Source organism: Glutamicibacter sp. 363 (genome assembly GCF_052379505.1).
Classification (GTDB): domain Bacteria; phylum Actinomycetota; class Actinomycetes; order Actinomycetales; family Micrococcaceae; genus Glutamicibacter.
In genome coordinates this window covers 111,294-126,408 of the sequence record NZ_JBQSYR010000013.1, presented here as the reverse complement: position 1 = coordinate 126,408, position 15,115 = coordinate 111,294, and the positions used below count along the sequence as shown (strand labels likewise).

Here is a 15,115-nt window from a genome sequence, read left to right as displayed (position 1 = left end):
GAACCCGCCCAATTATGGTCCCGGAGTGAGTGCCGGCTGCTCGAATACTAAGTTCCGCGCGCTTAGTAGTACACCGCCAGCGGGCCGTTAGGCCCCGCGATCACCTGGACCGGGGTTTCGAAAACCTCGGACAGGATTTCGTCATTCATGATCCGTTCCGGCGAGCCGAACTGGACGACCTTGCCGTGCTTCATTGCGCAGATGTAGTCCGCGTAATGGCCGGCGAAGTTAATATCGTGCAGCACGATCACGATGGTGCGGTTCAGCTCCTGGGCGGCCCGCTTCAGGTGCTGCATCATCAGCACCGAATGCTTCATGTCCAGGTTGTTCAGCGGCTCGTCCAGCAGCACCGTTTCGGTGTCCTGCGCCAGCACCATGGCAACGTAGGCGCGCTGGCGCTGGCCTCCGGAGAGCTGGTCGAGGTAGCGGCCCTCCAGCTCGGAGAGGTCGAGGAAGTCGATGGACCGCGAGATGATCTCTTCATCCGCCGGCGTCAGCCGCCCCTTGGAGTGCGGGAAGCGCCCGAAGCCGACCAGCTGGCGGACGGTCAACCGGGTGACGAAGTGGTTCTCCTGGCGCAGGATCGATACGATCTTCGCCAGGTCCTTCGAGGCGGTGGAGGCCACGTCGTAGCCGGCCACCTCGATGCTGCCCGAATCGATGCCCAACAGGCGTCCGACCATGGTGAGCATAGTGGACTTTCCGGCCCCGTTGGGGCCCACCAGGGCGGTAATGCCGCCGGTCGGGATCTCGAGGGTGACCGGTCCGATGGCCACCTCGGAGCTGTACTTCTTATGCACTTCTTTGAGGGTAATCACAGCCGGCCCTTTCGCAGGATGAAGATCAGGAATGTCACGCCGCCCACGGCCTCGATGATGATGCCGACCACGCCTTGGGCGTAGAAGATATTTTTCATCACGAAGTAGGCGCCGGCGAGCACCACGAAGCCGGTCAGGAAGGCGATGGGGAAAATGAAGCGGTGGTCGTAGGTGTCCGCAAGCTGGTAGGCCAGGGTTGCCACCAGGAAGCCGAGGAAGGTCATCGGGCCGACCAGCGCGGTGGATACGGCCATCAGGATCGAGACGAAGAATAGCGTGCGCATCACCTCCGAGCGGTGGTTGATGCCAAGATTCATGGTGGTGTCGCGGCCGAGGGACACGATATTCATTTTCCGGGAATTCGAGATCAGGAAGAACCCGGCAATGAGGATCAGCGGGATGGCCACCGGCAGGTAGCTCATATCCGCATTGTTCATCGAGCCGAAGAGCTTCGCGGTCAGGATGTCGAACTCGCTCGGGGAGAGCATGCGCTGCATGAAGGTGGAGATCGACCCGAGGCCAGCGCCCAGGATGATGCCGATCAGCAGCATGATCTGGATATTGCCCAGCTTGCCGGACAGCAGCCAGCCGTAGAGCAGGCAGGCCAGGACCACCATGATCGCTACCTGCAAGGTGAACTGCCACAATCCCTGCAGGGCGACCACGCCGGCGGCGCCCATGAAGAACACCGAGGCGGTCTGCACCGCCACGTAGAGGGACTCGAAGCCCATAATGGATGGGGTGGTGATGCGGTTGTTCGTGACCGTCTGGAATGATACCGTCGCAACCGCCTGGCAGAAGGCGACGATGGCCATGGTCAGGATATTGCTGGCGCGCATCTTCGCGATCAGCCAGAACCCGTCGGAGCCCACCGGCATCGGGTTATCCCAGGCCAGCAGGCCGAAGCTGAAACTCAGCGCCAAGGCCAGCATGATGGAGAAGATGATCCAGTAGCGGCTGCGGATCTTCTTCGTCGGCAGTGCGCCGGAGGCGCGGCCAAAGATCGGCGGCGAGGGAAGCTTGGGGGTGGTGCGTGGGGGAGTCATGAGCTTAGCCAAGTTTGCGCTGCCTCAGTAGCAGGGAAATGAAGACAACCGCGCCGAGCACGCCGAGGATCAAGGAGACCGGAATCTCGAAAGGCATGATGATGGTGCGGCCGATCAGGTCGCAGACGGTGGTGATGGCAATGCCCAGCAGACATACCCACGGCAGGTTGCTGCGCAGGTCATCTCCGCGGAACATGGACACGATATTCGGCACGATCAGTCCCAGGAAGGGAAGGTTGCCGATGACCACGGTGACAACACCGGTGGCAATCGCAATCAGGCCGGTGCCCAAAAGCATCACCTGGCGGTAGTTCAGCCCAACGTTCGTGGCGATTTCTTCGCCGAGCCCGGCCACGGTGAAACGGTCGGCCACGATGAAGATTGCGATGGCCACCAACGCCACGATCCACAGCACCTCGTACTGCCCGCGGATCACCGAGGTGAAGGAACCGGCAAACCAGATGCCCAGGGATTGGAGCATGTCGGTCTGCAGGGCAATGAAGGAGGAGAAGGCGCCCACCACGGCGCCGAGCATGATCCCCACGATGGGCACCGTCAACGAGGCCTTCAGCGAGACTCGCTGCAGGAACAGGAAGAAGACCATGGTGCCGATGAAGGCGAAGACGATCGCCACGGTCATCTTGGCCAGCAGCGAGGCTTCGGGGTTGATGATCAGCACCGTCAGCAGTCCCAGCCCGGCCCATTCGGTGGTGCCGGTGGTGGTTGGTTCCACGAAGCGGTTCTGCGTGAGCAGCTGCATGACCAGCCCGCTCATGGCCATCGCGGCTCCGGCAAGGACCAGGGCGATGGTGCGCGGGATGCGGGTCACGGCGAACATCGCCGACCCGTCATCGGCGCCGAAGATGTCATAGACACCGGTGAACAGGGAGAAGCCCAAGAGGATGAGGACTCCGAGGATGCCAAGCATCAGCTTGGGTTCGAGGAGTCTGCCCTTGGGCTTGACCGCGGGGGTCGTAGTAGTCATGGTGCCGCCGTGAATTCGATGTGTGGTGGATACGACCTCGTGGCGGAGCCGGGTATCGGCTCCGCCACGAGGTCGCTATTCAGCGTTCTGGTTACTTGGCTTCCAGCGCATCTGCAAAATCATTGAAGAACTCGGTGTAGGTCTGGATACCTTCGTTGGTGTAGGTATCCGCGGGCATGACCACGACGTTTCCTTCCTTGGCAGCGGTGACGTTGGCCAGGGCTTCGGATTTCTTCAGTAGGTCAGCGGCCGGGGTGTAGCCGGCTTCCTCGCTGGCAACCGCGCCGTCGCGGTCAAGGACGAGAATCCAGTCGGGATTCGACTTGGCGATTGCCTCTACCGAGATATCGTCGCCCTCGTGATCGGTGGAGGAATCCTCGACCACTAGTGCCGGGGTGAGGCCTAGAATATCGAAGGCCGGGCCGACGCTGCGTCCGCTACCCGGAGCTGAGTAGTTGATCTCGCCGCCGGAGGTGATCAGGCCCATGACCGTCGCGTCCTTGTTGTACGCAGCCTTGGCGCGTGCAACTGCCTTGTCGAAGTCATCGGTCAGTGCCTTGGCCTCTGCCTGCTTGCCGAAGATTTCACCCAGTACGGTGGTTTGGCGCTTGAGCTCCGCGTCGAAGGCCTCGCCTTCGCGTGGGTCGAGGTTCACGATGGTGGCTTCGGGAGCCAGCTTGGAAAGCTTCTCTGCGTGCTGGGTGAATCGCTGGCCGTTGATAATCAGGTCCGGGGCTACCTCGACAATTGCTTCGAGGTTTGGTTCGCGGTGGCTGCCGAGGTCAACGACCTTTTCATCTGTGGCGTAGCTGATGGTGTCTGGCATCAGTGCTACGGCGCCGGCGGTGAGCTCGATGCCCCAGGCCTCAAGAGTTTCGAAGGTGCGGTTGTCGGTTGCGACCACTGACTTCGCCGGAGTATTGATGGTGTGTTCGCCGTTGTTATCGGTGAAAGTCACCGTAGAGGTAGACGCTGGTGCGGACTCTGCCGGAGCTTCGGCGTTGGAGCCGCAAGCGGTCAGGGAGAGTGCTGCAACGCCCAGCAAAGCTGCGGCGCGAAGTTTCATGGAAGCCATGTCATCCTTCGGGACGGGCGACCGACATTGGTCGCGCAAATGAGTGATCTGATAATTAGCCTAGCCTAAGCTGACCTAAATCGAATAAGCCAGACTGTTGTTACTTAGCTCACTTAATTCATGCTTGCGCGTCGGAATATCCGATTTCATGAGTGATTTTCCGCGTTTAGTTAGGTGAGGCAAGCTATTCGTGCGGCGAATATAGCGCAGCGAAACATCGCTAAATTATTCTCGGTTGGGCCATAATGGTCGCGTTCGGGTGTTCATCTGCCGTCATGAACCGCACGCACCACGGCAGGCGGGCGCGAAGCGCCGAACTAGGATGCGAAGATGAGCGACTCTCTCGATCGAATCAACTGGCCCGTGACTACTCGGCGGCTCTTGCTGCGGCGGCTCGAAATTGCCGATGCCCAAGCGACGTGGGAATACCGGAAACTACCAGAGGTGCAACGCTGGATTACCTCGTGTGCCGATGATTTCCCGCAGTACCTGGAGCAGTTCATGGAAGCCAGGCGCTATGCCTGTGATGTCGCGGTTCAGCTGCTGGATGCGCAAGGCCGGCCGCAGTTGATCGGGACGGTCATGGTGAAGGTGAAAGATGGTTGGGGCCAGCGCGAGATCGAGGATGCGACCCGCGGCGTCGAAGCCGAGATCGGGTGGAGCTTCAACCCAGAATATGGTGGTCTTGGTTATGCCACCGAAGCGGTCTGTGGGGTCATCGACCTGTGTTTCGGGCAGTTGGGCCTACGCCGGGTCATTGCTGAATGCTTCGCCGCGAACGAGCCGTCGTGGCGGCTGATGGAGCGAATCGGCATGAGGCGTGAGGGATACAGCAAGCGCGATGCACTGCACCGCGATGGACAATGGCTGGACGGCATGAGCTACGCGCTTCTAGCCGAGGAGTGGCCTGCCCGGTTCGAATCCTGAACGCCCCTGAACATGAGCGAACCCTCCAACGCTTGCAGCGTTGGAGGGTTCTTGTCATCACTCGCACCTTCAAGAGGTACTTACGACTCTAAATGGGCACTCTGGGAATTGACTGGGTTATGCCTTGGGCTTTACCGTGCAAACTGGGCGTCCAGTCTCAGACGGCTAGGCCACTTCTGCTGCGGCTGATCGGCCAGCCGGTAATGGTCTTCGGGCGAGGAGTTGCATAGGTGCGCACCTTTGAAGTCCTCAAGCCCATGCGAACCAAGGACTCGGCAATGGTCACCGCGGCACGCACCCCATCAACAATTGGCACGCCGGTGGCCTCACTGACCTTCGCCTCCAATTCAGCCATGCCGCCGCAACCCAGGCAGATCACTTCCGCCTTATCAACCTGCACCGCCTGTCGCGATTGCTCCACGATGGCCGCAACGGCTCGTCCCGGATCGGATTCCAGCTCCAGGACTCCCAGGCCGCTGGCGCGCACCGAGGCCAGCCGGTCGGTGAGCCCGGCAAGCTTCAGGCGGTCCTCAATCAGCGGAACGGTCCGGTCCAGAGTAGTCACGACCGAGTACTTATGACCTAAAAATTGTGCGGTGGAGGCCGCGGCTTCGGTGATGTCAACGACCGGGACCTCCAGCAGCTCCTGCAGCCCTTCCCTCCCGTGCTCTCCGTAGCCGGCCTGGATGACCGCGTCGTAGACTCCGGGATAATTGACGACCTTGTCCATCACGGCGATGGCGGCGAGGTAGCTTTCGAAGTTTCCCTCGCAGGAGTCTGCGCCGAAATCGGGAGTCAGTTCGATGATTTCGGTGCCCGGCGAGGCGACTTTGCGAGCCGATTCGCCGATCGCGTGAGTCATCGAGGCCGTGGTGTTCACATTGACAATGAGAATGCGCATGGTCGGTTCCTTAGAAATCAGTGCTTCGGGGTGACCGCGATGGCTTCGCCGTCAATATCCGTCAGGTCGAGGCGGCGCTTGGCCAGGATCAGGTAGGTAACTGCGCCGGCTCCGGAGCCGAGGAACCACGCGAAGGGTCCGATAACGTGCAGTGCGGGCAGGAACGCCAGGAGCAAGGCAATGACCGAGCTGATGGCCAGGGCAGCCACAGCGCGGAAGTTAACTCCGCGAGTGAAGTAGTAGGTGCCTTCTGGATTGGTGCGGTAAAGGTCCAAGACGTTGATTCGTGCCCGGCGTACGAGCCAGTAGTCGGCCATGATGATGCCGAATAGCGGGCCGAGCAGGGCACCGAGCCCGCCGAGGAAGTAATTGATGATTTCTGGGGGGTTGTACAAGTTCCAAGGCAGGATCACCATACCGATGAAGCCGGAAATCAGGGCGGCGGCCCGGAAGTTCAACCGCTTGGGGAAGAGGTTGGTCAGCGCGTAGGTCGGGGCCACGAAGTTTGCCATCAGGTTCACCGCGATGGTCAGGATCAGCAGCGCACCGGAGGCCAGGACGAGCAGCAGCGTGTTGGGGATGGCCTCGACGACATCTGAAGGCGAGGTGATGATCGTGCCGTTTATGGAGAATTGGGTTCCGGTGAGCACCACCACGATGGCCCCGAAGAACAGCATGTTCAGTGGAATACCGAAGAAGTTTCCGCGCACGATGGCGTTCTTCGAGGTGGCGCCACGGGTGAAGTCGCAGAAGTTCAAAACGAAAGTTCCGTAAATCGAAACCCACAAGGCAGCGGCTCCAAAGATGCCGACCCACATGTCCAGACCGGACTTTGCTTCACCGGTGCTCATGGAGACGTTGAATCCCGATTCAAAGAGCATCCAGATGGCCAGTGCCAAGAAGGTGACGAGAATGACCGGGCCGGCAAAGGCCTCGTACTTGCGAATCATTTCCATTCCGTAGCTGACAATCACCAGCTGGATGGCCCAGAGGGAAACGAAGCAGATCCAGCCGAGGGTGTCGAGTCCCAGGAAGCTGGTCTGCTGCAAACCGACTGCGCTCGGTGCCAGTGCGATGACCATGACGCTCAGCACCTGGGATGCCAAGAATGTTTGAATCCCGAACCAGGCGATAGCCACGGCGCCACGCAACAGCGCCGGGATCTGCGCACCGTTGACGCCGAAGGCAATGCGGCTCATGACGGGGAACGGCACACCGGTCTTCTCGCCCATGAAGCCCGAGAGGGTCAACAGGGCGAAGAGGAGAATTGCCCCGATGCCCAGGGCACCGAGGATTTGCCAGCCGCTCATCCCCAGGGCGAACAGTCCGATGGCGAAAGCGTAGTTGCCCAGCGAGTGCACGTCGTTGGCCCAGAGGGTGAAGATGCTGTACGAGTTCCAGGTGCGCCCCGTGCGCGTAGTCGGCGCGAGGTCCTCGTTGTACAGGGTGGCGCTGAGCTCATGTGGGTTGGAAGGGTCAATGCGTTCGTTGTGCGATTGGGTGATGATCGTCGGCGCGGAGGTGGTCTCCGGAATTTGATGCCCCATGGTGAGGTCCTATTCTCAGGTGCGTGCTGAGGATCGAAGTCTGCTCTCGACGGTGAGAAGCGTTGGGGACAACGAATTATCGACAGCGCGCATGAATGAATCATGCTGGTCTATGCATACGGAAGAAGCTGCGTGTACGTCCGCTGAGGGGACGAGATGACGCGTTACGGATAGATCGGCTGGCCGAAGTTCAAATAGAACTCGGTAGGTGTGCCCACCACGGGCTGGGCTTCGTGCTGCAGTCGCCAGGCTGGCTTTTCTGCGCGAATCCCTATGAGTTGTGTGCTCATGGCTGCTCCTGAGTTAGAGAAATTCACTCCGAGATGTGTGCCACATCGATTGTCCACCCACTTTATGCCGTGTGTCACATTACCGCAATAGAGAATCTCCATTTCACTGTGCGGAATTTTTCATGGCAGGTGTTGACTAGTTGATTTAGCTTAAAGCTGGTGCCGAGGAGATCGGCCGGACTTCGGCACTTCCCCTTTGCCCGGGGTCCGCGCAGGCGGATTGGCGGTGGAGCTGGCCGTCGAGGGGGTGGTGGCTGGATATGGCGACCGGCAGCTGCGAGGGCCTCCATCCAGCCGCCCGCTACCAAGGTTAACTGCGGAGGGGTTCCTGGTTGTCGGGAGGGGTGGATTCGCTCTTGGGTGCGCGTCTTGGGCGATTTGAGCAGGGACGATCAAGGGTTGACAGTGATCCGGGTCTCGTCTTAGAGTTTTCGTAAAGCAAAACAAATATTCCATGAAGTGGAATCTTTGAATAGGTTTTGAAGGGAAATCCAGTGTCTTACACTCTGAACTGCTCGATTCTGCTCACCGAACTACCCATTAATCAGCGTGCCGAAGCAGCCAAGCAGGCGGGATTCGACAGCGTCGAATTCTGGTGGCCATTCGCCACCGCCGTGCCGAGCGACAAGCAGGTAGACGAGTTCATCGGCTCGATCAAGAGCGCGGGCGTGCAGCTGGACGGATTGAACTTCTTCGCCGGAGATATGCCCGCGGGGGACCGCGGACTAGTTTCGTGGATCGGGCGCAGCGCAGAGTTCCGTGAGAACGTGGACGTGGTCACCGCTATCGGCGAGGCCACCGGATGCAAATCCTTCAACGCCCTCTATGGAAATCGTCTTGCGGGCTCCACCGCGCAGGCTCAAGACGAGCTGGCCCTTGAAAACCTGTTAGTTGCCGCCGGGGGCATCGAACGCATCGAAGGCACCGTTCTGATCGAACCGGTGTCCGGCACCGAGGCCTACCCGCTGAAGACCGCCGCCGAGGCACTGGATGTGGTCAACAAGGTCAAGGATGCGGGCAAGAAAAATATTGCCCTGCTGGCCGACTTCTACCACCTGGCGGTCAACGGCGATGATGTCCCGCAGGTCATCGAAAACCACGCGGAAGAATTCGGCCACATCCAGATCGCCGACGCGCCTGGCCGTGGGGCACCGGGAACCGGTGACCTGCCCCTGCTTGCCTGGATCGAACGCTCCCGCCAGCTTGGATACACCGGCAAGGTAGCCCTGGAGTACAAGCAGGAGGCGCAAACCGCCTTCAAATGGCTAGCCACCGCCGGCGCCAACGCCTCCTAAACTTCCACTCGCCCCTCGTGCGGGCCGCCAAAACACTTTTGGAGAATCACATGTCACAGAATGTTGCATTTATCGGCTTGGGAATCATGGGACTGCCCATGGCTAAGAACCTCGTCACCGCAGGCTTCAACGTCACCGGTTTCAACCGCAGCGAAAAAGCCGCCACCGAGCTTGCGGCAGCCGGCGGCCACGCGGCAAACTCAATCGCCGAAGCGGTCAAGGACGCCGACGTCATCATCACCATGGTTCCGGACTCTCCGGATGTCGAAGCGGTCACCACCGGTGCAGAGGGCCTGTTTGCGCATGCGAAATCCGGGGCCATCTGGATCGATAATTCCTCCATCCGCCCCGACGTAGCGGTGCACCTGTCGAATGCGGCGCGCGAGGCCGGGTTGCGTCCACTGGACGCACCGGTATCCGGCGGCGAGCAGGGAGCCATCGACGCGGTGCTCTCCATTATGGTCGGCGGTGAACCGGCGGACTTCGCCGTTGCCAAGCCGGTGCTCGAAGCGGTCGGCAAAACCATCGTCCTGGTCGGTCCCTCCGGATCCGGGCAGACCGTCAAGGCCGCCAACCAGCTGATCGTCGCCGCAAATATCCAGGCGCTCAGCGAAGCGGTGGTCTTCCTCGAAGCCTATGGCGTTGACACCGATTCGGCATTGAAGGTGCTCGGCGGGGGACTTGCCGGCTCCAAGGTGCTAGAGCAGAAGGGCCAGAAGATCCTGGACCGTGAATTCGGACCGGGATTCCGGCTGGCACTGCACCACAAGGACATGGGTATCGTCACCTCGGCCGCCCGCGAAGCCGGCGTGGTGCTTCCGATGGGTTCGCTCGTCGCCCAGCTGGTGGGTTCCACCGTCGCCAGCGGCGACGGCGCGCTGGATCACTCGGGTCTTTTCCGCGGAGTGCAGCGCCTTTCGGGTCAAAGCCAGTAGGTTTCCCACTTAGCTCTTCCCCTCATTCTTCCTGTGGCGGGTCCAACGCCTGCCTTCGGCAGCCGGCCCACCTGCTGGCGAACAACTGTTTTCGCCAGCAGGTGGAGTCCTTCGTTCCAGTTCGAGTCCGGCTTCCGGTGCTCGGGGTGGGCGTGAAGTCGATTCACTTCGTCGGCCCGCCACAGGTCATCCCCTCATGATCTTGATTCTTCTTTCACCGCTCCGTTCGGGGCCGAACCATCGATAAGGATGTGTGATTTCAATGCCTAAGATGCGCGCAGTAGATGCCATCGTGCTGATCCTGGAAAAGGAAGGCTCCACCGAAGCGTTCGGCTTGCCCGGCGCGGCAATCAACCCGCTGTACTCGGCGATGAAACAGCATGGCGGAATCCGCCACACGCTGCACCGCCACGTCGAAGGCGCCTCGCATGCAGCGGATGGCTACTCGCGGGCCAGCGGCAAGATCGGCTTGTGCCTGGGCACCTCCGGACCGGCCGGCACCGACATGATCACCGGCCTGTATGCGGCCATCGCCGACTCGATCCCGATGCTGTGCATCACCGGCCAGGCGCCAACCCACGTATTGCACAAGGAAGACTTCCAGGCGGTGGATATTGAATCCATCGCGAAGCCGGTGACCAAATACGCCAGCACCGTGCTGGAGCCGGGGCTCGTTCCGGGAACCTTCGCCAAGGCTTTCCAGATCATGCGTTCGGGCCGCCCTGGTCCTGCGCTGATCGACTTGCCTATCAACGTGCAGATGGCCGAAATTGATTTTGACATCGATGCCTATGAGCCGTTGGCGCCCACCAAGCCGAAGGCAACCCGCGGCCAGGCCGAGAAGATCGTTGACCTGCTGCTGAGCGGCAAGCGTCCAATTATCGTTGCCGGCGGTGGCGTGATCAACGCCAACGCCAGCGATAAGCTCGTGCAGCTGGCCGAAGAGCTCAACATCCCGGTCTCGCCCACCCTGATGGGCTGGGGTGTCATCCCGGATGACCACCGTTTGCAGTCGGGCATGGTGGGCATCCAGACGCACACCAAATACGGCAACGAATCCTTCTTGGCCTCGGACGTGGTGCTCGGCATCGGAAACCGGTGGGCGAATCGGCACACCGGTGGCCTCGAAACCTACCGAGCCGGGCGCAAGTTCATCCACGTGGATATCGAGCCGACCCAGATCGGCCGCGTATTCGCGCCGGATCTGGGAATTACCTCGGATGCCGCGGCGGCGCTGGACTCGATTCTGGAGATCGTGCGCGAACGCAAGAGCGCTGGACTGATCCCCGACTATTCGCAGTGGGCTGGACAGTGCACCGCCCGCAAGGGCACGAACCACCGCAAGACCAACTTCGACAATATTCCGATCAAGCCGCAGCGCGTCTACCAGGAGATGAACGCGGTCTTCGGGGCGGACACCACCTACGTATCCACCATCGGGCTCAGCCAGATCGCCGGCGCGCAGATGCTGCACGTTTATGGGCCACGCAAGTGGATCAACGCCGGCCAGGCCGGCCCCTTGGGCTGGACCGGTCCGGCAGCCCTGGGCGTCGTGCGCGGCAAGCCAGGGGAAAAAGTTGTGGCACTGTCCGGGGACTACGATTTCCAGTTCATGATCGAAGAGCTGGCAGTGGGAGCACAGTTCAAGCTGCCGTACGTGCACGTGGTGGTCAACAACTCCTACCTTGGCCTGATCCGCCAATCGCAGCGTCCCTTCGAAATGGATTACCACGTCTCCTTGGGCTTCGATAACATCAACTCCCCGGAAACCGACGGTTACGGCGTGGACCACGTCAAGGTCGCCGAAGGGCTCGGATGCAAGGCCGTTCGGGTGAATGATCCGGCGAAGCTGGCCGAGGGATTCGCCGAGGCGAACTGTCTGGCCGACGAGCACCAGGTCCCCGTGGTGGTTGAGGTGATCTTGGAGAAGGTCACCAACATTTCCATGGGTGCGCAGCTGGATGCGGTTAATGAATTTGAAGATCTTGCACTGGAGATCGGGGATGCGCCTACCGCGCTGGTGCCCATGAAATCCGGTGCCGGTGTGAGTGCCTGAGGTCGGTCGTCGCTGCCACTGGCAACTCCACATGAATTGCGGGTGCGGTTATTTTCAGGATAGGAGATCATGGAAATAACCGCACCACGCACCACAGAATTTAGTCTCAAGCTTTAAACGTAACGAGTAGGGAACGACTCATGAGCATCAACGAAGCTGTTGAACGCGAAGCCAGCGGCACCACAGATCTGGGCTTCGATCTGGTTATCCGTGGCGAACGCATCTTGACTACCGCCGGCATGGCCGCCCGCGAAATCGGCGTCCGCGACGGAAAGATCGTGGCCATTGAGCCGCTGGGAAATAATCTGCAGGGCACACGCACCATCGAGGTCGGCGACGACGAGGTATTGCTCCCGGGGTTGGTGGATACCCATGTCCACGTCAACGAGCCGGGGCGCACCGAGTGGGAAGGCTTCGAGTCCGCCACCAAGGCCGCAGCGGCAGGCGGTGTCACCACGATCGTGGACATGCCGCTGAACTCCATCCCGCCCACGGTGAACCTCGAAGCGCTGGAAATCAAGCGCGAGGCTGCCAGCAAGAGCGCCTATGTCAATGTCGGCTTCTGGGGCGGCGCCATTCCGGGTAACAAGAAGGACCTGCGTCAGCTGCACGAAGCCGGCGTCTTCGGCTTCAAGTGCTTCCTGCTTCACTCCGGAGTCGACGAGTTCCCCTCGCTGACCGTCGACGAGATGGAAGAGGACATGGCAGAGCTTGCCTCCTTCGATTCGCTGATGATCGTGCACGCCGAGGACTCGGAGATCATCGATAATTCGCCGAATCCTGTCGGCGGACAGTACGCCGGATTCCTCAACTCGCGTCCGCGCGATGCGGAGAATACCGCTATTGCGCAGGTCATCGAGCGCGCCCGCAAGACCGGGGTGCGCGCCCACGTGCTGCACCTGTCCAGCTCGGATGCCCTGGAGATGATCCGCGAGGCCCGCGCCGAAGGCGTGAAGCTCACCGTGGAAACTTGTCCGCACTATCTGACGCTGCTCGCCGAGGACATCCCGGACGGCGCCACGGCCTTCAAATGCTGCCCGCCGATCCGCGAGAACGACAACCGCGAACTGCTGTGGAAGGGCCTGGAAGAAGGCATTATCGACTGCATCGTTTCGGACCACTCTCCGTCCACTGTCGATTTGAAGGACGTGGAGAATGGCGACTTCGGCGTCGCCTGGGGCGGCGTCGCCTCGCTGCAGCTGGGCCTGCCGCTGATCTGGTCCGAAGCCAAGGGGCGCGGGCTGAAGCTGGAGCAGGTGGTGCAATGGATGGGCGTGAATCCTTCCAAGCTTGCCGGGCTGAGCGCCAAGGGCGGCATCGAAACCGGCAAGGACGCGGATTTCGCGATCTTCGCTCCAGAGGACACCTTCGAGGTGGATGTGGCCAAGCTGCATCACAAGAACCCGATTTCCCCGTATCAGGGCAAGACCCTGAGTGGCGTGGTCCGCCGGTCGATCATCGCGGGGGCCGACGTGGACTTCCAGACTCCTGGCGGAAAGCTGATCCGCCGCGAGCACTAGGAACTGGCTTTTGCCGGACCCCTCTTCTGCCTTTGAACTGGCGGGAGAGGGGTTTTCTCGTGCCGGATCGCGCGCTGGCCTCCAGGCAAGGCCGCATCGTAGCCTCAACACCTCCAGATTCCAATGCTTCCGGGTACATTCACTGTTTAACTGCCCGGTGTTCGGCTCACCCATAACAAAGAGGTATCGATTGGACGAGGCACGCGCGAATTGAGCCTCCCAGCTCATAGACTGTGAGCCATATGGGGATAGAGCAGTCGTCACTTCGAGTACAGGAATGGTTATGAACGCGAATACTGCTACCTCGATAATGACCAAGAACGTCGATGACCTGGCTTTGGCCGAGGTGGTGCATGCTTCACTGGTCTTAGGCTCAATTGTCGTGGCTGTGCTCCTTGCTTTCGGGATCAAGACCTATGTCCATTGGCGGCGGCATCCCAAGACCTCCCAATCTTTCGAGCCATCGGCCGAAGAAGATGGCGCCAAGCAACCAGCACAGAGCTCGCGGCAACGTCCTGCACCGCGGATCGAAATACTGCCGACTCTCGGAGACCTGCGCGGAAGCGGACGGATGAAGCGCGGCCTCGAAGACTCAGGCTGAAGTCCCGGCGCAACGGCGTGGAGGGCCACGAACCACACGTGTGGAGGCGTGGCCAATTAAGCGGCATCTTGGCTGGAGGCAATTCGTAGATTCAATGGCGAGTCTGGGCGCTATCTAGCAGCGCCGCCGGACATCCCGAGTTCTGCGGACGGGATCAACCGCATTTCTCCGAGACATCCCGACACCGCACCGGAAGGTGAACGAGTGACTGCCCAGTTCCAGCCGCATCCGGCGTTTCAGCGATTCGTAGGCTGGGCCAACCCCAGCGCAAGGTTGCTGCTTGTTCGTGCGGCTCAGGGCACGGGAAGATTCTGGTTCGCCAACTCCTGGATCGGCGACGGGACAGGAGAGGTTCATGATTTCTCCGCCAAGTCGCACAGCGACTGCTCCGAGTTGCCGATGCTTGATCAGCAGCTGGCAGAAGATCCGAACCTCCGTGCCGCAGTCATTCTTTCTCCCGGGCACGCCGTGTGGCACTTGGCTCTGCATGCACCGGTTCAATTTGCAGAACAGCGAGATCTGTCGCTTAGCCTCGCTTGTGGGAACCGCACAGGAATTGGAGAGCAACAGCAATCGGAAAATGCGCCACCGGCGCAAGGTCCTCAACGAATGAGTAGTAGCCATTGATCGTGAAATGGGCTTTCTGTCATGAACAGATGGCATGAATTCCCTGGTGCATGACTAAGTCAGGCTGAGTGGCTAGGGGAGATTCAGCATAGCTTCGACTGGATTATTTTTCAGATCTTCCAGTTTGACAACCTGCCTAGACTCTAGAACTTGGGAGGCTGCCTGTTTCGACAAGAGGGGGTAAAAGTGGTGGGAAGCGCTACCGATGTGTTGATACAGAACAGTTACCGATGTCCCGATACAAAACAAAATTAAAAGAACTTGCCTAAACTCGCGTCATGATTCGGTGGTTGGGGACTCTTAACGTGTAGAGGCGATGAACCGGGTGCTTGGGGGACTCGAATTCACGCCGTTCGCGTCGGCGACTGAATGGCTTGCTGCTTGGGGCGCAAGCCGTTCAATCACTGGAGCAATAAAGAGCAACCACTGGTTGGGATCTGTTGAGATCCTGTGAATATCGGAACGGATGGTCTGTTTGGAGCCCCTTGGTCC

Annotated in this window: 14 protein-coding genes; 7 read left to right on the top strand and 7 right to left on the bottom strand. The window is 60.3% G+C overall.

The features are described 5' to 3' along the window. Positions 1 to 62: 62 nt before the first annotated feature. The 4 genes from ACT3UA_RS09850 to ACT3UA_RS09835 form a co-directional block, all read right to left on the bottom strand. Entirely contained in the window at positions 63 to 818 is a 756-nt protein-coding gene (locus ACT3UA_RS09850) for an iron ABC transporter ATP-binding protein (RefSeq protein WP_096287987.1), read from the bottom strand. After that, the gene (locus ACT3UA_RS09845) at positions 815 to 1,864 is read right to left on the bottom strand and encodes an iron chelate uptake ABC transporter family permease subunit (RefSeq protein ID WP_444616249.1); all 1,050 of its coding nucleotides are present in this window, start codon (positions 1,862 to 1,864) and stop codon (positions 815 to 817) included. The genes ACT3UA_RS09850 and ACT3UA_RS09845 overlap by 4 nt, the downstream gene beginning before the upstream one ends. 4 nt (positions 1,865 to 1,868) lie before the next feature. Continuing rightward, positions 1,869 to 2,849 carry an ABC transporter permease gene (locus ACT3UA_RS09840; RefSeq protein ID WP_096254014.1) on the bottom strand — a complete coding sequence of 327 codons (981 nt, stop codon included), beginning with the start codon at positions 2,847 to 2,849 and terminating at the stop codon, positions 1,869 to 1,871. Positions 2,850 to 2,940: 91 nt separating this feature from the next. Next, complete coding sequence (locus tag ACT3UA_RS09835) at positions 2,941 to 3,924, bottom strand: siderophore ABC transporter substrate-binding protein (protein WP_444616246.1); 984 nt, start codon at positions 3,922 to 3,924, stop codon at positions 2,941 to 2,943. A 330-nt stretch (positions 3,925 to 4,254) separates the two neighbouring features. Here ACT3UA_RS09835 and ACT3UA_RS09830 point away from each other — a divergent pair, with 330 nt between their 5' ends. Further along, positions 4,255 to 4,851, top strand: coding sequence for a GNAT family N-acetyltransferase (locus tag ACT3UA_RS09830; RefSeq protein WP_444616244.1), 597 nt, complete (start codon positions 4,255 to 4,257; stop codon positions 4,849 to 4,851). Positions 4,852 to 5,008: 157 nt separating this feature from the next. Here the strand turns inward: ACT3UA_RS09830 and ACT3UA_RS09825 are convergent, their stop codons facing one another. From ACT3UA_RS09825 to ACT3UA_RS09815, 3 genes are all read right to left on the bottom strand, one after another. Beyond that, positions 5,009 to 5,752 (bottom strand): aspartate/glutamate racemase family protein, encoded by a 744-nt coding sequence (locus ACT3UA_RS09825; RefSeq protein WP_444616242.1) that lies wholly within the window; start codon positions 5,750 to 5,752, stop codon positions 5,009 to 5,011. 17 nt (positions 5,753 to 5,769) lie between these two features. Next, positions 5,770 to 7,299, bottom strand: coding sequence for an NCS1 family nucleobase:cation symporter-1 (locus tag ACT3UA_RS09820; protein WP_444616240.1), 1,530 nt, complete (start codon positions 7,297 to 7,299; stop codon positions 5,770 to 5,772). A 164-nt stretch (positions 7,300 to 7,463) separates the two neighbouring features. After that, positions 7,464 to 7,589 carry a hypothetical protein gene (locus ACT3UA_RS09815; protein ID WP_255248506.1) on the bottom strand — a complete coding sequence of 42 codons (126 nt, stop codon included), beginning with the start codon at positions 7,587 to 7,589 and terminating at the stop codon, positions 7,464 to 7,466. 494 nt (positions 7,590 to 8,083) lie between these two features. On the opposite strand from ACT3UA_RS09815, the gene ACT3UA_RS09810 reads away from it, so the two are divergent. From ACT3UA_RS09810 to ACT3UA_RS09785, 6 genes are all read left to right on the top strand, one after another. Next, positions 8,084 to 8,884, top strand: a complete 801-nt coding sequence (locus tag ACT3UA_RS09810) for a hydroxypyruvate isomerase family protein (RefSeq protein WP_096287980.1) — start codon at positions 8,084 to 8,086, stop codon at positions 8,882 to 8,884. Continuing rightward, the gene (locus tag ACT3UA_RS09805; protein ID WP_096254005.1) at positions 8,851 to 9,819 is read left to right on the top strand and encodes a 2-hydroxy-3-oxopropionate reductase; all 969 of its coding nucleotides are present in this window, start codon (positions 8,851 to 8,853) and stop codon (positions 9,817 to 9,819) included. The genes ACT3UA_RS09810 and ACT3UA_RS09805 overlap by 34 nt, the downstream gene beginning before the upstream one ends. Before the next feature lie 262 nt (positions 9,820 to 10,081). After that, the gene (gene gcl, locus ACT3UA_RS09800; protein WP_096254004.1) at positions 10,082 to 11,875 is read left to right on the top strand and encodes a glyoxylate carboligase; all 1,794 of its coding nucleotides are present in this window, start codon (positions 10,082 to 10,084) and stop codon (positions 11,873 to 11,875) included. Between the two features lie 140 nt (positions 11,876 to 12,015). After that, complete coding sequence (gene allB / locus ACT3UA_RS09795) at positions 12,016 to 13,395, top strand: allantoinase AllB (RefSeq protein ID WP_444616237.1); 1,380 nt, start codon at positions 12,016 to 12,018, stop codon at positions 13,393 to 13,395. A gap of 283 nt (positions 13,396 to 13,678) precedes the next feature. Beyond that, the gene (locus tag ACT3UA_RS09790; RefSeq protein WP_141393585.1) at positions 13,679 to 13,996 is read left to right on the top strand and encodes a hypothetical protein; all 318 of its coding nucleotides are present in this window, start codon (positions 13,679 to 13,681) and stop codon (positions 13,994 to 13,996) included. 204 nt (positions 13,997 to 14,200) lie between these two features. Next, positions 14,201 to 14,623 (top strand): hypothetical protein, encoded by a 423-nt coding sequence (locus tag ACT3UA_RS09785; RefSeq protein WP_444616235.1) that lies wholly within the window; start codon positions 14,201 to 14,203, stop codon positions 14,621 to 14,623. Positions 14,624 to 15,115: the final 492 nt, after the last annotated feature.